Origin of the sequence: Bradyrhizobium sp. YR681, assembly GCF_000282615.1 — a bacterium.
Taxonomy (GTDB): domain Bacteria; phylum Pseudomonadota; class Alphaproteobacteria; order Rhizobiales; family Xanthobacteraceae; genus Bradyrhizobium.
The window spans coordinates 1-20602 of the sequence record NZ_AKIY01000225.1 but is presented as its reverse complement, the minus strand read 5'-3'; the positions used below and the strand labels follow the sequence as shown (position 1 = coordinate 20602).

The window sequence follows — 20602 nt, the reverse complement described above, 5'->3', positions numbered from 1 at the left end:
GAGGAGAAAGCCCTCACCCGCCGCGCTCTTCGAGCGCGTCGACCTCTCCCGCAAGCGGGAGAGGTGCACCACCCGATGGGCTTGTGCCCGATTCACTCAAGCGCCCGTCAGGCCTCGCCGTCCAGCCAGCCGATCTTGTCCTTCAGGAATCGGAAGCCGAGCACCTCGAAGCCGGCGCGCTCCTTGTTGTCCTTGCCGTAGCCGTGGCCGCCCGCTTCCGGTTCGTAGAACCAGGCCTCGTAGCCCATCGCCTGAAGCTTCGCCGCCATCTTGCGCGCGTGGCCGGGATGGACGCGGTCGTCGCGTCGCGTGGTCGCGATCAGGATCGGCGGATAGGACTGGCCGGCCCTCACATTGTGATAGGCGGAGTAGGTCTTCAGCCACTCCCACTCCTCCGCCTTGTCGGGATCGCCATATTCCGCGATCCAGCTCGCGCCCGCGAGCAGCTTTGTGTAGCGGCGCATGTCGATCAGCGGGATGGTGCAGAACAGCGCGCCGAAACGCTCGGGGTAGCGCACCAGCATGTTGGTGATGAGGATGCCGCCGTTCGAGCCGCCCTGCGCGGCGATGCGTTTCGGTTTCGTGACGCCGCGGCGGACGAGATCGGCGGCGACGGCCGCGAAATCGTCATGCGACAGCTTCTTTCCGGCGAGCCGGCCGGCATCGTGCCAGCGCGTGCCGAACTCGCCGCCGCCGCGCAAATTCGCCTGCACGGTGGTGCCGCCGCGCTCCAGCCACAGCTTGCCGAGCGACGGATGGTAGTATGGCTTCACCGCGACGGCGAAGCCGCCATAGGCGCTCATATAGACCGGCGCATCGCCGGTCTCCTCGGCGGGGCCGGTCTGGACATAGGGGATGCGCTCGCCGTCGACCGAGATCGCCTCGTGCTGTGTCACCACGAGGCCGTCGGCGGTGAACGTCTTCGGCGCCTGCTTCAGGACGGTCGGGCTTGCGACGCCGCGCGCGATCAGCAGCAGCGAGGGCGGCGTCAGAGGATCCTGCACATTGGCGAGCAGGTCGCCATTGCTCTCGGACGGATGGCGATCGAGCGGCCAGATGTCGACGACGCCGATCTGCGGCAGGCCGGGAAGCGTCTCGCGGCCCCAGCCGCTGGCGGACGGCGTGCGGATTTCGAACTGCGGCTTGAGTTCGTCGAGGATCGACAGCACCAGCTTTCCCGCCACCCAGAACAGGCCTTGCAGCGCGCGCCGAGGTGCCGGCTCGAACAGGACCGCAAAATCGCGGCGGCCGGCGAGGAACGCGGAGAGCGATAGGCCGAGCACGGTGTCGGTGACATAGGTTCGGCCTTCGACCGACCAGTCCTTGCGCAGCTTCATCGCGAACCAGTCGCCATCGGCCTGCATCCAGATGCCGGTCGGCAGATCGAGCTTCGTCGTCGTGCCGGTCGCATCACGCAGCCAGATGGCATGGTTGAAGAAGTCGATCTGGTCGACGATCCAGCTGCGCGGGACCGCGCCGGTGTCGTCGACCATGCCTGACATCGCCATGTGATCGGCGGTGGTCTCGAGGATCACTTGCGCCTGATCGACGGGCTGGCCGCGCCGCCACAGGCGAACTGTCCGCGAATAGCCGGAAGCAGTCGCCATGCCCTCGCCATGGGCGCTCGACAGCAGCAGCGTGTCGCCATCGAGCCAGTCGGCGCCGCCCTTGGCTTCCGGCAGCGTAAAACCGTCCGCCACAAAACTCTTGGTGGCGAGGTCGAATTCCCGCAAGGTGACCGCGTCGCTGCCGCCGCGCGACAGGCTCAGGATCGCGCGCGAGCTGCCGGGCATCGTGGCGATCCCGCTGAGCAGCCAGTCCTCGCCTTCGCTTGCCGCGAGCCGGTCGATATCCAGCATGGTCTCCCACGCCGGATCGGGTTTGCGAAACTCCGCCAGCGTGGTCCGCCGCCACAGGCCGCGCGGATGGGTGGCGTCCTTCCAGAGATTGTGCAGGTCGTTGCCGCGCCGGCTGACGTAGGGGATGTTGTCCGGACGATCGTAGATCGCGGCGAGGATGTCGCGGTCGTGCTCATAGCTCGCCCCGCCAAACGCGCTGAGCGTCAACTGATTCTGCCGCTCCACGAAATCGAGCGCCTGCTTGCCCTCGATCTCCTCCAGCCACAGCCAGGGATCGTCGTCGGGAGCGCTGAGCGTGGGCCTGATATCGACGGACATGAACGAAACTCCTGAAGTCGCGGCGGATAGGATTTGATCGAACGCAAGCCGTCAAGGGCGCGGCCCGCTATACTCCCTCCGATTGCGTCAGAGGCATGGCCTGCGCCCGTTTGCGCCGGTTGCTCCCCCTCCCGCACCCCTCCATAGTGCCGGGAATCAACAAAGCCCCTTTGGGCGGAAATGCCGATGCTTGACGTGACTTCAGTCGATCAAATTGACGCCGATGCCCGCGTGCGTGCCAATGTGGTGCGCCTTGCTGCGGCGCAGGCGCTGACCGGCGCCAATTCGGCCGTGATCTTCGCTACCGGCGCGATCGTCGGCGCCACGCTCGCGCCGGACATGTCGTTCGCGACGGTGCCGATCTCGATGTATGTGGTCGGCCTTGCCGCCGGCACGCTGCCGACCGGCGCGATCTCGCGCCGTTTCGGTCGTCGCGCGGCCTTCATCGTCGGCACCGGCCTTGGCACGCTCACCGGCGTGCTCGGCTCGTTTGCGATCCTGCACGCCTCGTTCGCGCTGTTCTGCGTCGCGACCTTCCTCGGCGGCCTCTACGGCGCGGTGGCGCAATCCTATCGCTTCGCTGCGGCCGACGGCGCCAGCGCGGCCTATCGGCCGAAAGCCGTGTCCTGGGTGATGGCGGGCGGTGTGTTCGCCGGCGTGCTCGGTCCGCAGCTCGTGCAATGGACCATGGATGTCTGGTCGCCTTATCTGTTCGCCTTCAGCTTCCTGGTGCAGGCCGCAGTCGCACTGGTCGCGATGGGTATCGTCGCCGGCGTCGATATGCCCAAGCCCGCGCCGGCCGATCTGCATGGCGGCCGGCCGCTGCTCACTATCGTCAGCCAGCCGCGCTTCATCGCAGCGGCTTTGTGCGGCGTCATCTCCTATCCCATGATGAATCTGGTGATGACTTCGGCGCCGCTCGCCATGAAGCTCTGCGGCCTCAGCCTGTCCGATTCCAATTTCGGCATTCAGTGGCACATCGTCGCCATGTACGGGCCGAGCTTCTTCACCGGCGCATTGATCGCACGCTTCGGCGCGCCCAGAATCGTCGCAGCCGGCCTGCTGCTCGAAGCGGGCGCGGCTACGATCGGTCTCTCCGGCATCACCGCGATGCACTTCTGGGCCACGCTGGTCGTGCTCGGTATCGGCTGGAATTTCTCCTTCATCGGCGCCTCCGCGCTGGTGCTGGAGACGCACCGCCCGCAGGAGCGCAACAAGGTGCAGGCCTTCAACGATTTCCTCGTGTTCGGCATGATGGCGATCGGCTCGTTCTCCTCCGGGCAGCTGCTTGCGAATTACGGCTGGTCCGCCGTGAACATGGTGGTGTTCCCGCCGGTGGTTCTCGGTCTTGCCGTGCTTTCGCTGGTCTCCTGGGCGCGCCGCCGCAGGGCGCGGCTGGAGGCGGCGATGGGCGAGTTCCCGGATGCGATCTGAGTTGGCGGGAGGCTGTCAGCAACGTTGATAGTTCGATCGCTGTCGAAGTGATTTTCGAGGGCTCGGTTGTTACATGATGCTTGTCATGAACAGGCGGGCGTGAAGCACGGCGCTCGCGGGGGAAACCAAGGACAAGCGCAATGCTCGACAATCCCCGCCCCGGCGCGCCCATCGACGAATCCTCGCTCCGTTACGAAGGCTGGCGCATCGTCGCGGTCTGTTTCCTGCTCGCGACCTTCGGCTGGGGACTCGGCTTCTACGGCCAGAGCGTCTACGTCGCCGAGCTCCAGCGCGCGCGGGGCTGGCCGGCCTCGCTGATCTCTGCAGGGACGACCTTCTTCTATTTGTTCGGTGCGCTGCTGGTCGTGTTCGTCGGCGAAGCCGTCCGGAAATATGGCCCGCGCCTCTGCCTGATCGCGGGCACGCTGGCGATGGCGGCAGCAGCTGTCGCGATCGGCGCGGTGCGCGAACCCTGGCAGCTCTACCTTGCCGATGCCGTGCTCGCGTTCGGCTGGGCCGGCACCAGTCTGGCCATGATCACCAACACGATCAGCCTGTGGTTCGACCACAAGCGCGGCATGGCGATCAGCCTGGCGCTGAACGGCGCCAGCTTCGGCGGCATCGTCGGCGTGCCGCTGCTGGTGACATTGATCGGCCATGCCGGCTTCGCCAGCGCGATGTACTTCACCGCCGGCGCGATGCTGGTGCTGCTCGTCCCGGTGATTTTGCTGTTCGTCGGGCGCCCGCCCGATCTCCACGGCTGGCAGGCGGCTGCGAAGGCAAAGCCGCAATCATCGGCGCAGATCCGCAGCTGGGCGCTGCGCGACGTCGGCTTCCTCACGGTGACCATTGCCTTTGCCTTGGTGCTGTTCGCGCAGGTCGGCTTCATCGTGCATCTGATCTCGTTCCTCGATCCCGTGATCGGCCGCGAGCGTGCCGCCGTGGCGGTCGCGGTGCTGACCGCGATGGCGGTGGTCGGCCGGGTGCTGTTCTCGCTGGTGATCGACCGCCTCAACCAGCGGCTGGCATCGGCGCTGTCATTCCTGAGCCAGGCCGCGGCACTGTGCGTCGTCATCAACATCCACAACGACTACGCCCTGATCGCGGCCTGTGCGGTGTTCGGCTTCTCGGTCGGCAATCTCATCACGCTGCCGTCGCTGATCGTGCAGCGGGAATTCGACTCGGCCTCTTTCGGCGTGCTGATCAGCCTGAACACCGCGATCAACCAGGTGACGTACGCGTTCGGCCCGGGCGTCGTCGGAGCCTTGCGCGATTGGTCCGGCGGCTATTCGCTGCCGTTCTATCTCTGCATCGCGCTGGAAGTGATGGCGGCGGCGTTGATCATGGTGCGGGGGAAGCCGCGGGTGAAGGCGGCCTAGAGTCGCCAAGGCCGCCACAAACTCCGTCATTGCGAGCGCAGCGAAGCAATCCAGAATCTTTCCGCAGAGGCAGTCTGGATTGCTTCGTCGCTTCGCTCCTCGCAATGACGAGAGGAGGGAGCGGAGATTAAGCCTCCCGCTGCTTCAGCAACCCCTCCACATCCAGCCGCTTGGTGATCATCGCCAGCTTGCCATCCGCACTGAACGGCCATTGCTCCCTGGGCCGGTCCCAATACAGCTCGACGCCGTTCTGGTCGGGATCGCGCAAGTACAGCGCTTCGCTGACGCCGTGGTCGCTCGCGCCGTCGAGCGCAATGCCGGCCGTGAGCACCCGGTGCAGCGCGTCCGCCAGCGCCGGCCGTGTCGGATAGAGGATCGCGGTGTGGAACAGCCCGGTGGTGCCCGGCGGCGGCGGCGAGCCGCCCTTGCTCTCCCAGGTGTTGAGCCCGATGTGGTGATGATAGCCGCCGGCCGAGATGAAGGCGGCGCCAGAACCCATGCGCTGCATCAGCTCGAAGCCGAGCACGCCGCAATAAAAGCCGAGCGCGCGATCGAGGTCGGCGACCTTGAGGTGGACGTGGCCGATCCTGGTGCCGGCGGCGACGGCTTGGCTTTGCGACATGGTGGTGCTCCCTGCTGAACTCCACATAAGTCCGGCGCCGGGGCAGTGCTACTGGCCCATCCCGAAACCCTGCGTTTCCTGATGCGAAACTATGACAGCTCCCGTGCCTCACCCTCGGGCAGCTCGAACTCAAACGTGTTCAGCGTCATCGACACCATGGTGTAATAGCCGCACAGCCCGATCACCTCGACCACGCCGCGCTCACCGAGCAGTTTTACGGCCTCGTCGTAAAGCCCCTTCTCGACGCCGTGGCCCTCATGCAGCGATTTTGCGACGTCGTAGATCATCCTGCCCCTGGGGTCGTCGAAGACAGGCGTGCGGCGGTCGCGGATGGCGTCGATGATTTCAGGGTCCATGCCGCCGGCGAGCGCGAGGCGCTTATGCGCGTACCATTCGTAATGCGCGGTCCAGTGGCGCGCCGTCACCAGGATCGCGATCTCCGAAAGCCTGGCGGGGAATATCGTGTCGTAGCGCAGGACTTCGCCGAGCCGCGTGGCGTGACGGGCCATGTCGGGGCTGTTGAGCCAGGCCATCATCGGCGCCGGCGGCTTGCCGCGCTTGCCGGCAATCGACTCGTCATAGGTCTGCCGCTGGCTCTCGTTCATTTCGCCAGGCGAAAGAAGTTTCAGGCGCATTCTGGTTTCCTCTTTGTTTTCAAGCACCGGAGTGGCGGCGACTATAGCCGAATGCAGCGTCACGGAAGTGGTTGAATTCCACAAGGCGATGGCCCAGAGTCGCGCCCAACAAGTCTTTTTGATTGATGGAAACGACCATGAGTGAAACTGAGACCGCCGATCTCGAACAATTTCGCGCCGAGACGCGCGCCTGGCTGGAGGCCAATTGCCCGCCGGAAATGCGCAAGCCCGCGACCTCGGACGCCGACGTGTTCTGGGGCGGACGCAATACGAAATTCGCCTCCGAGCCGCAGCGCATCTGGTTCGAGCGTATGCGCGACAAGGGCTGGACCGTGCCGGATTGGCCCAAGGAGTATGGCGGCGGCGGCCTCAGCGCGGCCGAGCACAAGGTGCTGCGCGCGGAAATGGCGAAGATCGGCGCCCGTCCGCCGCTGTCGAGCTTCGGCATCTGGATGCTCGGACCCGCGCTGCTCAAGTACGGCAACGAAGCCCAGAAGAAGGAGCATCTGCCGAAGATCGCGGCAGGGCTGATCCGCTGGTGCCAGGGTTATTCCGAGCCGAACGCCGGCTCCGATCTCGCCTCGCTCCAGACCCGCGCCGAGAGCGACGGCGACGATTTCGTCATCACGGGCTCGAAGATCTGGACCTCCTACGCCAATTACGCCGACTGGATCTTCTGTCTCGTCCGCACCGATCCCGCCGCCAAGAAGCATGACGGCATCAGCTTCATCCTGTTCGACATGACCTCGAAGGGTGTGACGACCAAGCCGATCCTCTTGATCTCCGGCTACTCGCCGTTCTGCGAAACCTTCTTCGACGGCGTCCGCGTGCCGAAGTCGCATGTGGTCGGTACAGTCAACCGCGGCTGGGACGTCGCGAAATATCTGCTCCAGCACGAGCGCGCGATGATTTCAGGGATGGGCGAGCGCGGCGTCGGCCGTCCGCTCGGCCAGATAGCGGCCGACTCCGTCGGCTCCGATACGCAAGGCAGGCTCGATGATTCCATGCTGCGCGGCCGGATCGCCAGTTTCGACGTCGACGAGGCCGCGCTTGCCGCTTGCGCCGAGCGTGCCGTCGATCTCGCCAAGGCGGGGCAGGCGCATCCGGCGTTCTCGTCGGCGATGAAATATTACGGCACCGAGCTCAACAAGCGCCGCTACGAGATCCTGATGTCGGCCGGCGGCGTCGATGCGCTGGAATGGGAGAGCGAACGCTCCAGGCAAGGCGCCCGTCCGCGCGCCTGGCTGCGCACCAAGGCCAACTCGATCGAGGGCGGCACCACGGAGGTGATGCTCGGCATCGTCGCCAAGCGCATCCTGGATCTGCCGGGAGCGTAAGCCACGCTTTCACCACCCGTCATTCCGGGGCGCGCGTAGCGCGAGCTAAGATGCGCAATTGCGCATCTGAGAATCCATAACCACCGGTCGGGAGTATGGATTCCGGGCCTGGCCCTTCGGGCCATCCCGGAATGACCAAGACAAAATAGATTTCGAATCGGAAACACGCACATGGCCCTCGTCCTCACCGAAGAACAATCCATGCTCCGCGACAGCGCGCGCGGGCTGATCAGCGACAAGGCGCCGGTGTCGCACCTGCGCTCCTTGCGCGATGCCAAGGATCCCACCGGCTTCTCCAAGGAGCTTTGGCATTCCTTCGCCGAGATGGGCTTTGCCGGCCTCTTGGTGCCGGAAGAGTTTGGCGGCAGCGGTCTCGGCTTCATGGAGGCCGGCATCATCATGGAGGAGATTGGCCGCACCCTGATGCCGTCGCCGTTTCTCGCCACCAGCGTGGTCGCGGCCTCGGCGCTGAACCTCGGCGGTAATGCCGCACAGAAGTCGGAGTTCTTGCCGAAGATTTCGAACGGCTCGCTGCTCGCGACGCTTGCGATCGACGAGGGCGCAAAGCATCGCCCGCTCCAGACCAGCCTTCAGGCCGTGCGTGCCGGCAACGGCTTCAAGCTCTCCGGCGCCAAGGCGCTGGTGGTCGACGGCCACGTCGCCGATCTCTCCATCGTCGCCGCGCGTACCGCCGGCTCCGCCGGCGAACGCGAGGGCTTGACGCTGTTCCTGGTCAATCCCAAAGCCAAGGGCGTTGCGATCGAGCGCACCATCATGGTCGACGCGCACAATGCGGCGCGGATCGAGCTTGCCAATGTCGAGGTCACCGCCGACAGCGTGCTCGGCGAGGTCGACCAGGGCGCTGCGCTGCTCGACGGCGTGCTGGACATCGGCCGCGGCGCGGTCGCCGCCGAAATGGTCGGCCTCAGCGACGAGGTCTTCAACCGCACCGTCGAATACCTCAAGAACCGAAAGCAGTTCGGCAAGCTGATCGGCGAATTCCAGGCGCTGCAGCACCGCGCCGCCGAGCTCTATGTCGACATCGAGATCACCCGCGCCGCCATCATAAAGGCGCTGCAGGCGCTGGATGCGGATGTCACGAAAGCCGCTTCAGCCGTCGCGGTCGCGAAAGCGCGTGCCGGCACCACCGCCACCCGCGCGGTGCAGGAGGGCGTGCAGATGCACGGCGGCATGGGCATGACCGACCAGTTCGACATCGGCTTCTTCATGAAGCGCGCACGCGTGTGCGAGGAGCTGTTCGGCGACGCCAACTACCACACCGAGCAGCTGGCGCGGGCGCGGGGATATTGATCTGGGTCTTGTAGCCCGGATGGAGCGCAGCGAAATCCGGGTTCTCTCCGCGCGGCGAGACCGCCCCGGATTGCGCTGCGCTCCATCCGGGCTACGGGTCCGGAGGGATGAAGGCTCTCGCCTCGTCATTGCGAGGAGCCCTTGCGACGAAGCAATCCAGACTTTCACCGCGGGGCGTATCTGGATTGCTTCGCTTCGCTCGCAATGACGGCGGTTAGACCGTCCTTTACCTCATCGGCGGCGCGTACTGCACGCCACCGGCATTCCACAGCTGGTTCATCCCGCGCGGGATCTTCAGCTTCGACTTCTCGCCGATGTTGCGCTCGTACATCTCGCCGTAATTGCCGACGTGGCGGATGATGCGGACGACCCAGTCCTTGGTGAGGCCGAGCTGCTCGCCGTAATTGCCCTCGGTGCCGACCAGCCGCATCACCTCAGGCTTCTTCGACTTCAGGGCCTCGTCGATGTTCTCCGAGGTGACGCCGAGCTCTTCGGCGTTGATCATGGCGTAGAGCGTCCACTTTACGATCATCATCCAGTCGTCGTCGCGCTGGCGCACGACGGGGGCGAGCGGCTCCTTGGAGATCATGTCCGGCAGGATCATGTGGTCGCCGGGCTTGCCGAGGTTCAGCCGCAGCGCGTAGAGCTGAGAGACATCGGCGGAGAGCGTGTCGCACTTGCCGGTGTCGTAGGCCTTCACCACGTCGTCCAGCTTGTCGAACTTCACCTCTTCATACTTCATGTTGTTGGCTTTGAAGTAGTCGGCGACGTTGAGCAGCGTGGTGGTGCCGGCCTGCACGCAGACCTTGCTGCCGTCGAGGTCGAGCGAGGTCTCCTTGTTGCGCGAACGCGGCAGCATGAATCCGGCGCCGTCGTAATAGGCGACCGCCGGGAAATAGAGATCGTAGTCGAGCTCGCGCGCCATGCTCCAGGTCGAGTTGCGCGAGAGGATGTCCACCTTCCGGCTCTGCAACTCCTTGAAGCGTTCGCCGGCGTCGAGCGGAACGAACTTCGCCTTGGCCGGATCGTTGAAGATGGCCGAGGCCACCGCGCGGCAGAAATCCACGTCGAAGCCGGTCCAGTTGCCCTTGTCGTCGGGGATCGAGAAGCCGGGCAGGCCCTTGTTGACGCCGCACAGCACCTCGCCGCGGCGCACCGTGCGCTTCAGCGTGCGGGTGTCGTAGAATTCATAGATGATCGCCAGAACGGCGACCAGGACGGCGACCGCGAGCCCGATCAGCAGGCCGCCTCGAAATGTGCGCATCATGTTGCTCTCTCGAAAAATCGGGAAAAGGAATTGGGAGGAGGGCGCCGAGCATGATCCGGGGGATCATGCGCAAACCATAGCCCTAGAGTTCGGGCTTCTGCCGGATGACGACTTTGGTGCCGACCGGGACGCGATCATAGAGATCGGCGACGTCGCGGTTGACGAGCCGGAAGCAGCCCGAGGACACCTTGGTGCCGATCGTGTCGGGCCGGTTGGTGCCGTGGATGCGGTAGACCGTGGTGCCCAGATACATGGCGCGGGCGCCGAGCGGGTTGCCGGGGCCGCCGGCCATGAAGCGCGGCAGATAGGGCTGGCGCTGGATCATCTCCGGCGGCGGCGTCCAGTCCGGCCACTCCTTCTTGTTGGTGATGTTCACCAGCCCCTGCCACTGAAAACCGTCGCGGCCGACGCCGATGCCGTAGCGGATCGCGCGCCCACCGGGCTGCACCAGATAGAGATGCCGTTCGGCGGTCGAGACGATGATCGTGCCGGGCGCTTCGGTGGTGCGGAAGTAGACCACCTGCTTCTGCCATTCCGGATCGAGCTCGTAGGCATCGTCAGCGACCAGCCCGGGCTCGTCGCCGCGGTCGGGCTGCTGGGCGGAGGCGTGGGGCGCGGACAGGATCAGCCCCATCGCAGCAATCAACGCCCCGGTCAGGCGACGAAAATCCGTCATTTCAAGCTCTCCCCGCTGCCACAGCGCAAATCATTCGGAACCATCTGAACTCAGGGGCAGCTTCGTGGCAAGTTGATGGCGCGCCCGGCTGGTATGTCACGAGAATGCTTTGGTTTTTTGACGAGACCCCGGCAATGCCACAAACAGGGGATGGCGCGTAAAACCGTGATTGTGGCCAAGAGGCCGGTGCGCTCCCTCCCCCGCTGGCGGGGGAGGGCCGGGGAGAGGGTGTTTCCGCAAAGGGACACTCCCCCAGAGGACAGAACCCTCACCCGCCGCTGCACGGCGACCTCTCCCGCAAGCGGGAGAGGCGCAGACCGAACGCGCGGCGAGATCAACTTCGACAATTGGCGATGGCTCCCAGCTAGATCCTGTTGCTCTCCGCCGCGATCCCGAGCCGCCGCACGATTTCCGTCCCCACCGCGCGGGCCTCGAGCCGCGAGCCGATCCGGGGGCTGCGAAACCGTCGCCCCGAGCGCAGCCGGATCGTGACGATGCAGTGCTCGTCCTCGGACCGGCCGCGGCGATCGACGGTGATTGTCTTCACGTCCTGCCCCTCGATATGGTCGGCGCGCGGCTGGCCGTCGCCCCACAGCCTTTCGACGCGGATATCGCCCTCGCGGATGATCCAGAACGCGCCGGTCAGGAGGTTGGCGTAGCGGTAGACGGCAAATGCCGCGATCGCGCCGAGCGGCAGCAGCAGGATGTCGACATGGGTGGGCGGCCATCCGCGCCAGAGCTTGTAGGCGTAGGGCACGGCAGACAAGGCGACGGCGATCAACGCGACGATCCGGATGTCCCGCGCGGAAAACGCCTCGAGCGGCTCGCCGAGATGCATCTCGGGATTGCTGGCATCGAGCGGATTGACGGGCTCCTCGACATTGGGAACCTCGAACTGCGCCGCGATCCGCGCCACGGTGTCGCGAACATGGGTGACGTCGGCGATCGGCGGGGATGTCAGGCGCTCTCCCGAGGCCAGCGTGAAGACGAGTTGAAAGCGGGCCTTCACCCGCTTGCTGCCGGGAACCTGCAGCGCCGCAATGTCGTCTTTCCCGACGATCCGCGTGCGCAGCTTTCCGAACGGGCTTTGCCGTCCGATCAGGATCTCGTCCGACGTGATGATCCACACCACCGCAGGGGCCATCATGATGCCGACGACGAACCCCGCTCCCACCAGCAGCGCGACCACCGAGATGATGATTTCCAGCGTATCGTGCGTGAACAGGCCCGGCGTGAAGCACAGCGCGACGGCCGCGGCAAAGGCGGACATGACAAGCCGCTGCGCGATCGAGGCGCCTTCGCGAAGGCGGATGTCGGTGCTGGTAGGCGCGTCGTCCATAGCGGGCGGCTGATTCCGAGGGCTGCGAACCTCCACGGACGGGTCCGTGGAGTCAAGCAACAAGGGTGTTAACGGCTCATTGACGCACGCGCTCGGGCGCAACCCCGAGACGCAAGGCGATTTCCGCAGCCACCGCGCGCGTCTCATCCTGCGTCCCAATGCCCGGGCTCAGGAATTTCTGCTTGCCGACGCGGTCGACTCTGACGACGTAACGTTCTTCCTCGGCTCTACTGTCGCGCTCGATCGAAATCGAGTCGACGTCGCCGCCTGTGATCGTATCCACGCGTGGCTGCCCGTCGCGAGTCAGCCGCTCGACGCGCAGTTCGCCCTGGCGCACGATCCAGAACGAACCGGCAGATGTGTGCGCATGTCGGAAAAAGAGGAAGCCCACGACCGGACCGACGAACAGGAAGATGATCTCGCCGATAGCGAGGGGCAAACCGTTCCAGAACTTGTATGCATAGGGAATCGTGCACAGGCCGGCGATGATCAGCGTGATGATCCGGGTGCCACGGCCGATGGCCGGTCCGACGGGCTCGCCAAGCCGTATCTCTGCATTGGTCGCATCAAGAGGATTCGCCGGAGGATCAATGTCGACGATGCCAAGCTGTTCGGCGATCTCTGCGGTGGTTTCGCGGACATGCGTGATTTCGGGAAGTGGCGGCGATGTCAGACGATCACCCGAAGTCAGCTGTAGAGTGAGGCGAAAACACGTCTGATTGGTCTTGTCGCGATCGATCCGAATTTTCGATATGTCCTCTCTCCGGATGAATCGGACGCTCTGCTGGCTAAATGGCCATTTCCTTTCGACGACGACCATGTCAAGGGCGATAGTCCAAAGCTCATCGGCGTCGAAGGTCGCCTTGTAGATGAACACAAGGCCGATCGCGATCAGCAGGAAACTGACGATGGCGAGCTCCCCGCGGCTGAACAGCAAGAGCGCGATCCCAATACCCGCCCCGAGCAGGCGCTCTTGGCGCGAATGGCTGCTGCGAAGGCGAACTTGATTTTCGGTTTCTCTGTCGTCCATCGCGACCGGCGGGCTTCCCTGGACGTGAAAACTCCACGGCACGCGCCGTCGAGTCAAGCCGTAATCGCAGGGCGTCTCATCGGCGACTTAAGGTGCAGGCGCTTGCGCGTGTTCAGCAGCTTCGCGACGGCGCGGTCGATCTGGTCGTCGCGTTTTTTGAGCTGAAAGCGATCCACTTGACCACGGGGCCGATCATTTCGGCGCAAGCCACAGCCTGAGGCCGAACGAAATCACCGCGACGGTGCCGACCCCGCCGAGCCAGAGAATGGCGAACCATAGCAACCGTCGCCCCAGCGGCCCCGGCTCTGCCTTGCGCGGCATCAATGATAACCGCTCCCGGCCCGGACCTTGCCGCGGAACACCCAATAGGCCCAGCCGGTGTAGCCGAGAATCAGCGGCACCAGTCCGGCGACGCCGACGAGCATGAAGATCTGGCTGTTCTGCGGCGCAGCCGCCTGCCAGATCGTGATGCTCTGCGGCACGATGTAGGGATACATGCTGATGCCGAGCCCGACATAGGACAGCGCGAACAATGCCAAAACGAGGAAGAACGGCCGGGCGTCCTGCTTCTGCCCGAGGCTGCGTATCAACAGCGCGGTGACGGCGGCGACCGCGAGCGGCACCGGCGCGACCAGGACGATGTTCGGCCAGGCGAACCAGCGCTGCGCGTATTGAATGCTGAGAAACGGCGTGGCGATGCTGACGATGGCGATCGCCGCCAGCATCGCGAACAGCAGATACCAGCTCAGCCGATAGGCCTTCTCGCGCAGCGCGCCTTCGGTCTTCAGAATGAGCCAGCTGGCGCCGAGCAGGCAATAGCCGATCATCAGGGCAATTCCGGTCAAGACGCTGAACGGCGTCAGCCAGTCCCACCAGCCGCCGGCATAATGCCGCCCCTCGACATGCACGCCTTGCAGGATGGCGCCGAGCGCGACGCCCTGCGCCAGAGCCGCCAGCAGCGATCCCAAGGCAAAGGCAAGGTCCCAGCGGTTTCGTGCCGCGGTCGTGCGCCAGCGGAATTCGAAGGCGACGCCGCGGAAGACGAGGCCGATCAGCATCGCGATCATCGGCGTATAGAGCGCCGGCATCAGCACCGCGTAGGCAAGCGGAAAGGCTGCCATCAGGCCGCCGCCGCCGAGCACCAGCCAGGTCTCGTTGCCGTCCCACACCGGCGCGACGCTGTTCATCATGACGTCGCGGTCGGCCTTGTCTGGAAACAACGGAAACAGCATGCCGAGGCCGAGATCGAATCCGTCCATCACGACATAGACGAACACCGCGAAAGCGATGATGAAAGCCCAGACGGTGGCGAGGTCGACCGCGGCGGTCATGACGGCGCCCCCTGGCCGGCAACGCCCGCGGCCGGCGTGATACCGGCGGCGCGCGCCGGCATGTCGCCGCTCGGTCCCTGCTCGCCGTGATGAGGCGAGGCCGCCATCAGGCGCAGGATGTAAATGGCGCCCGCCGCGAACACGATGAAATAGACGATGACGAAAGCGAGCAATGACGAGCCCACCGCGGGCGCGGCCAGCGGCGAGGCGGCGTCTGTCGTTCGTAGCAGGCCGTAGACCGTGAACGGCTGCCGGCCAGTCTCGGTGGTGATCCAGCCCGCGAGCACCGCGATGAACCCCGCCGGCCCCATCATCAGCGCGAACATGTGCAGTGGTCGCGAATCGAACAGCGTGCCGCGCCAGCGTGTCCAGAGGCTGAACAGCCCGAGCCCGAAGATCAGGAAGCCCAGGGCGACCATGATGCGGAACGACCAGAACGTGATCGGGACCGGCGGCCAGTTTTCGCGCGGGACGGTATCGAGGCCCGCGAGCGGCGCATCGAGGGAATGCTTGAGCACGAGCGAAGACAGCTTTGGTATCTCGATCGCGTATTTGACCCGGCCGGCGTCCTGATCGGGCAGGCCGAACAGAATCAGCGGCGCACCGTCCCTGTGGCTCTGGTAATGCCCTTCCATCGCCATGACCTTCGCCGGTTGATGCGCCAGCGTGTTGAGGCCGTGCTGGTCGCCGGCCAGGATCTGGACCGGCGCGACCAGTGCCGCCATCCACATCGCCATCGAGAACATCACGCGGGGGCCGGCAAGATGCGGATCGCGCAGCAGGTGATACGCGCCGACCGCGCCGACCACGAGCGACGTCGTCAAATAGGCGGCCAGCACCATATGCACGAGCCGGTAGGGGAAGGACGGATTGAAGATCACCTTGAACCAGTCGGCGACGACGAACTGGCCGTCGGCATTGATGGCGTAGCCCGCCGGGGTCTGCATCCACGAATTGGCGGAGAGAATCCAGAAGGCCGAGATCAGCGTGCCGATCGCGACCATCAGCGTCGCGACGAAGTGCAGCCTCGGGCCGACGCGATCGAGACCGAACAGCATCACGCCGAGGAACCCGGCTTCGAGGAAGAATGCGGTCAGCACCTCGTAAGCCATCAAGGGACCGATGACCGGTCCGGTCTTGTCGGCAAATGCCGACCAGTTGGTTCCGAACTGGTAGGACATCACGATGCCCGACACGACGCCCATGCCGAATGCGATCGCGAAGATCTTCAGCCAATACTGGAACAGGTTGAGAAAGACCTCGCGGCCGGTCCACAGCCAGATCGCTTCGAGCACGGCGAGATAGCTGGCAAGCCCGATCGAGAACGCCGGAAACACGATGTGGAACGACATCGTGAATGCAAACTGCGCGCGCGCAAGCACGATTGGATCGAGGTTCGATAGCATCGGCGCTCCCGTCACAACGCGAGACGTTGGGGCGCCGATCTGGCTGCTCAGCTATGTCATCGCGCCCGGCCTGCGCATGATGACTCATGCCGGGCTCTTATCCTATAGGACTCTTTGTCTAACCGCACGACGTCAGCTGTTTGCATTCAGCAGCCTTGCCACGGTGCGGTCGATCTCGTCATAGCGGCCTTCGCCGGCGTGCTGGAACACGATCTTGCCGCTCTGGTCGATGATGTATTGCGCCGGCCAATACTGGTTGCTGTAGGCGTTCCAGGTCTTCGAATCGTTGTCCTGCGCCACCGGATAGGTGATGCCGTGACGCTTCAGCGCGGCCTGCACGTTGGAGGCCGAGCGCTCGAACGGGAATTCCGGCGTGTGCACGCCGACCACGACGAGGCCCTTGTCCTTGTATTTTGCGTAGAGGTCGGTGACGTGCGGCAGCGTGTTGACACAGTTGACGCAGCCATAGGTCCAGAAATCGACCAGCACCACCTTGCCGCGCAGATCGGCGAGGCTCAGCGGTTTCGAGTTGAACCAGTTGTTGATGCCGGTGAAATCAGGGGCGGTCTGCTGGCTTGCGGCAGCAACGGTGACCGGCGCCGCGCGCGCGGCCTCGTCGCAGATGCCGGGGATGACGGCGCCGGTTACGGCGATGCCGATCAAGGCGGCGGAAACGGCGAGCAGTTTGAAAGTCATGGAAGCGTCCTCCGGTGAAGCTGAGGGATGATCACAGGCCGATCTGGCCGGTGGGATAGAAGCCGGTGAGCCACGCCACGATCAGCGTGTCGTACTGGAAATAGGCGGCGACGGCGAAAGCGATCACGACGACACCAAAACCCTGCTGCAGCCGCGGCGAGATGCGGGCGAGGCTGCGCACCCGCGTGGTCGCGGCCTGTCCGCCATAGGCGATCGCGAGCATCGGGATCGCAGCCCCGATGGCGTAGGCGATCAGCAGCGCGCCGGCCCAGCTGGCGTTGTTCTGGCTTGCGACCAGCGTCAGGATCGAGCCGAGCACGGGCCCGGCGCAGGGCGTCCAGACCAGGCCGAGCGTGGTGCCGAGCACGAGCCCGCCGAGCGCGCCCTCGCGCTGCGTGGCGCCGAGATTGCCGAGATCGAGCCAGCCATTGAGCCGGATCGACAGCCATTCGAACGGCGCCGGCCACAGCATCAACAGGCCGAAGCCGAGCAGCAGGATGGAGGCCGCCTCGCGCAGCACGTTCGGATCGAAATCGAACAGCCGCGTGATCGCGCCCAGCAGCAGCGCGGTCGCCGAGAACGAGACGACGAAGCCGAGCGCGATCAACGCGGGCCGCAAATGGCCAGCGCGCCCGATCGAGGCACCGAGCAGGATCGGCAGCATCGGCAACGTACAGGGCGCGGCGATGGTGAGGATGCCGGCGAGGAGAGCGAAGGTGAGTTCGAGCATGGGGCACTCGCGAGGGAGGTCACGAGGGCAGTTCGGGATGGGAGGGGCAGTCGTTACGCGGCGTCACGCGTTCGTGACGGGGCAGTGTCGGCCATGGGGGCGGTCCGCTCCCTCCTCCGCGCGCGGGGGAGGACTGGGGAGGGGGTGTCTCCACGACGGGACACTTCCCAAGAAGAGAGAACCCTCACCCGCCGCGGTGGCCACCTGAGGCCCAAATACAAAACGACCCGGACGGGGGCATCGTCCGGGTCGCTGGAGGTCTTGGGAGGTTTAACGAAACCGTATGTGATCTTTATAGGGAGGAAGTTTTTCCGGCTGATGTTGTGCTTTGTTTCAATTGTTTCGTCGCCGGTAACACTTCCGTGTCCGGGACAGGGCCACAATCAAGGTCCTATCCCATTGAAATCTCTGAGCTTCAGGCGGCGAAGCGGTCGACGCCGGCGCCCTTAAGCAAATCGGCCAATTGCTTGCGGGCATAGAACATCCGGGTCTTCACCGTGCTCTGGGGGATGCCGATGATCTGGCCGACCTCCTCCACCGACTTCTCGTGGTAGTAGACGAGATTGATGATTTCGCGATGCGCGGGCGACAGCTTTTGCACGCAGGCGCGCAGGATGGCGCTGGTGTCGCTGCGGTCGAGCGAGGTCTCCGGCGTGTCGCAATCGTCGGGGATCTGGCGCACGTCTTCCTGGTCGATGTCCTCGAAACGGCGCTGGCGCATGGCGGTCAGCGCCTTGAAACGGGCGATCGACAGCAGCCAGGTCGAGACCTGCGAGCGGCCCTGGAACTGGCCGGCGGTCCGCCAGACGTCGAGGAACACCTGGCTGACCAGATCTTCCGCCGTGGTGGCGTCACGCACGATACGCAGGATGAAACGGTAGACCCGCACATTGTGCCGGCAATAAAGGATGTGCATCGACGTCCGGTTGCCGTCGGCAATGCTTTCCAGAAGCATGTCGTCCGAAGTCGCCTGAGCGGCGATGATGCTCTGGCTGGCCTGGGCGTTGATGGCGATGACGTTCCGCATTGACTTGGCTCCCCGTAGCGCCGCAACCGAGCGGCGTTTCCTTGGACCAAAGTGTTAATGAGCCAACGTTTCGGGACGTCTGCACGAAAAGGGGAAAATGGTTTCGTGCGCCGCCAAATTGTTTCGTCGGACAGGCCGCGACGAAACATTCGGGGCAAAAAGTCGTGGAATTTCAATGTACGGAAAATACGGGGTGGGGTTTTGGCGGCGCCCGAAATAGCCGGAACGGATTCCCGGCTCTTGCGTTCGGTCGCGCCATACCCAGCGTTTGCTCTTGTAGCCCGGATGGAGCGCAGCGAAATCCAGGACAATTCGATCCGCGGATACAGCGCCCCGGATTGCGCTGCGCTCCATCCGGGCTACGGCAGCGCGCCCCCCGCGCGCCCTACGCCTTCTCGCCCGCGGGCGAGAATAGATAGCCGCCGCCGCGGATGGTGCGGATCACGGCGGGCTTGGCCGGATCGGGCTCGATCTTGCGGCGGATGCGCATGATGCGCAGATCGACCGCGCGGTCGAAGGCTTCGGCATCGCGCGCATTGGCGAGCTCGAGCAGGCGCTCGCGCGACAGCACGCGCTTCGGATTGGCGGCGAACACCTTGAGCAGCCCGAATTCGGAGGCGGTCAGCGGATGCTCGTTGCCCTCGTCGTCGCGCAGCGCCTGGGCTTCGAGGTCGAGCCATTTGGTACCGAAGCGGACCAGCTGATCCTTGTCCGATTTCGCCGCCGCCGCTTCCGGCGCCGCGGCCCTGGCCGGCGCGCTTCGGCGCAGCACCGAGCGGATGCGCGCCATCAGCTCGCGCAGCTCGCAGGGTTTGGCGACGTAATCGTCGGCGCCGAGCTCGAGCCCGACGACGCGGTCGATCGGGCTCGCCGTCGCGGTGAGCATGATCACCGGCACGTTGATGCGGCTCTTGAGGTCGCGGATGATCGAGAGGCCGTCTTCCTCGGGCATGTTCAGGTCGAGCACGACGAGATCGGGCATGCCGCCGTCGATCGCGGCGCGCAAGGACTTTCCGCCGTCGCACAGCGTCACGGTGAAGCCGTGCATCTTGAGGTAATCGCCGACCATCTCCCGGGCCGGGGCCTCGTCGTCGACGATCATGATGTGCTGGCTTTGGGTCATGGTCTCTACATCACGGCAGTTCGGTCGCGGGAAGGGTGATGGTGAAGGTCGAGCCCTTGCCGGGGCCCTCGCTGTCGGCCGTCACCTCGCCGCCATGCATATCGACAATACGCTTGACGATGGACAGCCCAAGCCCCGTCGAACTCTCGCCGGCGGTCGGTTTTGCCGACAGCCGCTGGAACCGGCCGAACAGGCGGCCGAGATCCTCCGGCGACAGGCCGGCGCCCTCGTCGCTGACGCGGACGATGGTGTCGCTGCCCTCATGGCTGACGGCGACGCCGATCCTGCCGCCGATCGGGGAGTATTTGATGGCGTTGCTGATCAGATTGTCGATCGCCTCGCGGATGCGGTCGGTGTCGCACATGGTGACGATGTTGGACGGTGTGGCGAGGCTGATCGTCTGCTGCTTGTTGACGGCGAGCGGTTGATTGGCCTCGGCAACCTCTTTGACCAGGGCCGCGACGTCGACCGGCTCGCGGCGGATGGTGATGTCGAAAGCATCGGCCATCGCGTCCGAGATCAGATGATCGACCATCGTGGTCAGGCGCTTGGTGGCGTCGCGGATATGGTCGACCTGGGCGACCACGCCGCTGGATGAGGCCCCGGTCGAGATCAGCTCCTTCAGCATCTCGGTGCGGCCGAGGATGACGCCGAGCGGATTCTTCAGATCGTGCGCGACCGTGCCCAGAATCTCGTTCTTGAAGCCGTTGGCGCGCTGCAGCCGCAGCCATTGCGCCGAGAGGCGGCGGTTGGCCTGCATCAGGGCGCGGGTGCGCTGGGCGACGCGGTCTTCCAGCTGGGTGTTGGCGTCCTGGAGCTGCTGATAGAGGATCACGTTGTCGAACGCGATCGAGAGCCGGGAGGAGAAGATCTCGACCAGCGAACGGTCGGTCTCGGACAATTCGCGCTCGGCCTGGAGCAGCACCACGACCTCGCGGCCGCTCCCGGTGCGCAAATAGATCACGCTGCGGTGGTCGGCGAATTCGTTCTTGCGGCCCTGGAAGGCGGCTTCCACCATCGCGCGAAGATCGGGGTCGAGCGCCTTGGATGACGTGGTGCCGATGAAGCGGCTGTAGCAGCCG

19 protein-coding genes are annotated in these 20602 nt (G+C 65.0%); 4 read left to right on the top strand and 15 right to left on the bottom strand.

The genetic code is table 11. From position 1 onward, the window contains the following. Positions 1 to 107: 107 nt before the first annotated feature. The gene (locus PMI42_RS23940) at positions 108 to 2177 is read right to left on the bottom strand and encodes a prolyl oligopeptidase family serine peptidase (RefSeq protein ID WP_008138854.1); all 2070 of its coding nucleotides are present in this window, start codon (positions 2175 to 2177) and stop codon (positions 108 to 110) included. Positions 2178 to 2363: 186 nt separating this feature from the next. Here PMI42_RS23940 and PMI42_RS23935 point away from each other — a divergent pair, with 186 nt between their 5' ends. Both PMI42_RS23935 and PMI42_RS23930 read left to right on the top strand, forming a co-directional pair. Next, complete coding sequence (locus PMI42_RS23935) at positions 2364 to 3611, top strand: MFS transporter (protein WP_008138852.1); 1248 nt, start codon at positions 2364 to 2366, stop codon at positions 3609 to 3611. 140 nt (positions 3612 to 3751) lie between these two features. Next, entirely contained in the window at positions 3752 to 4990 is a 1239-nt protein-coding gene (locus PMI42_RS23930; RefSeq protein WP_008138851.1) for an MFS transporter, read from the top strand. A 127-nt stretch (positions 4991 to 5117) separates the two neighbouring features. Here the strand turns inward: PMI42_RS23930 and PMI42_RS23925 are convergent, their stop codons facing one another. Beyond that, the gene (locus tag PMI42_RS23925) at positions 5118 to 5612 is read right to left on the bottom strand and encodes a VOC family protein (RefSeq protein WP_008138848.1); all 495 of its coding nucleotides are present in this window, start codon (positions 5610 to 5612) and stop codon (positions 5118 to 5120) included. An 89-nt stretch (positions 5613 to 5701) separates the two neighbouring features. Beyond that, positions 5702 to 6247 carry a carboxymuconolactone decarboxylase family protein gene (locus PMI42_RS23920; RefSeq protein WP_008138847.1) on the bottom strand — a complete coding sequence of 182 codons (546 nt, stop codon included), beginning with the start codon at positions 6245 to 6247 and terminating at the stop codon, positions 5702 to 5704. A 137-nt stretch (positions 6248 to 6384) separates the two neighbouring features. Between PMI42_RS23920 and PMI42_RS23915 the strand changes: the two genes are divergently transcribed. Together PMI42_RS23915 and PMI42_RS23910 are read left to right on the top strand one after the other, a co-directional pair. Further along, positions 6385 to 7584, top strand: a complete 1200-nt coding sequence (locus PMI42_RS23915; RefSeq protein WP_008138845.1) for an acyl-CoA dehydrogenase family protein — start codon at positions 6385 to 6387, stop codon at positions 7582 to 7584. A gap of 171 nt (positions 7585 to 7755) precedes the next feature. Next, positions 7756 to 8895 (top strand): acyl-CoA dehydrogenase family protein, encoded by a 1140-nt coding sequence (locus PMI42_RS23910; RefSeq protein WP_008138843.1) that lies wholly within the window; start codon positions 7756 to 7758, stop codon positions 8893 to 8895. Between the two features lie 226 nt (positions 8896 to 9121). Here PMI42_RS23910 and PMI42_RS23905 read toward each other — a convergent pair whose 3' ends face one another. The 12 genes from PMI42_RS23905 to PMI42_RS23855 all read right to left on the bottom strand — a co-directional run. Further along, a complete protein-coding gene (locus PMI42_RS23905) occupies positions 9122 to 10159 on the bottom strand; it encodes an amino acid ABC transporter substrate-binding protein (RefSeq protein ID WP_035966452.1) in 1038 nt (345 codons plus the stop codon). An 85-nt stretch (positions 10160 to 10244) separates the two neighbouring features. Further along, the gene (locus PMI42_RS23900) at positions 10245 to 10838 is read right to left on the bottom strand and encodes a L,D-transpeptidase (RefSeq protein ID WP_008138840.1); all 594 of its coding nucleotides are present in this window, start codon (positions 10836 to 10838) and stop codon (positions 10245 to 10247) included. A gap of 364 nt (positions 10839 to 11202) precedes the next feature. Then, entirely contained in the window at positions 11203 to 12177 is a 975-nt protein-coding gene (locus PMI42_RS23895) for a hypothetical protein (protein WP_008138839.1), read from the bottom strand. Between the two features lie 76 nt (positions 12178 to 12253). Then, entirely contained in the window at positions 12254 to 13207 is a 954-nt protein-coding gene (locus PMI42_RS23890; protein WP_008138838.1) for a hypothetical protein, read from the bottom strand. Between the two features lie 192 nt (positions 13208 to 13399). Next, a complete protein-coding gene (locus PMI42_RS38630) occupies positions 13400 to 13528 on the bottom strand; it encodes a hypothetical protein (RefSeq protein ID WP_008138836.1) in 129 nt (42 codons plus the stop codon). Next, positions 13528 to 14538, bottom strand: coding sequence for a cytochrome d ubiquinol oxidase subunit II (gene cydB, locus PMI42_RS23885; RefSeq protein ID WP_008138834.1), 1011 nt, complete (start codon positions 14536 to 14538; stop codon positions 13528 to 13530). The genes PMI42_RS38630 and cydB overlap by 1 nt, the downstream gene beginning before the upstream one ends. Beyond that, the gene (locus PMI42_RS23880; protein WP_008138832.1) at positions 14535 to 15944 is read right to left on the bottom strand and encodes a cytochrome ubiquinol oxidase subunit I; all 1410 of its coding nucleotides are present in this window, start codon (positions 15942 to 15944) and stop codon (positions 14535 to 14537) included. Before PMI42_RS23880 ends, cydB begins: the two co-directional genes overlap by 4 nt. 132 nt (positions 15945 to 16076) lie before the next feature. Continuing rightward, entirely contained in the window at positions 16077 to 16640 is a 564-nt protein-coding gene (locus tag PMI42_RS23875) for a thioredoxin family protein (protein ID WP_008138831.1), read from the bottom strand. Positions 16641 to 16671: 31 nt separating this feature from the next. Further along, positions 16672 to 17370: a cytochrome c biogenesis CcdA family protein gene (locus PMI42_RS23870; protein ID WP_008138829.1), complete on the bottom strand. Its 699-nt coding sequence runs from the start codon at positions 17368 to 17370 to the stop codon at positions 16672 to 16674. A 415-nt stretch (positions 17371 to 17785) separates the two neighbouring features. Then, entirely contained in the window at positions 17786 to 18397 is a 612-nt protein-coding gene (locus PMI42_RS23865; protein WP_008138827.1) for a sigma-70 family RNA polymerase sigma factor, read from the bottom strand. Between the two features lie 385 nt (positions 18398 to 18782). Further along, entirely contained in the window at positions 18783 to 19520 is a 738-nt protein-coding gene (locus PMI42_RS23860) for a response regulator (RefSeq protein ID WP_008138825.1), read from the bottom strand. 10 nt (positions 19521 to 19530) lie between these two features. Next, on the bottom strand, positions 19531 to 20602 hold a 1072-nt coding region (locus PMI42_RS23855), incomplete at its 5' end, for a GAF domain-containing sensor histidine kinase (protein ID WP_008138823.1).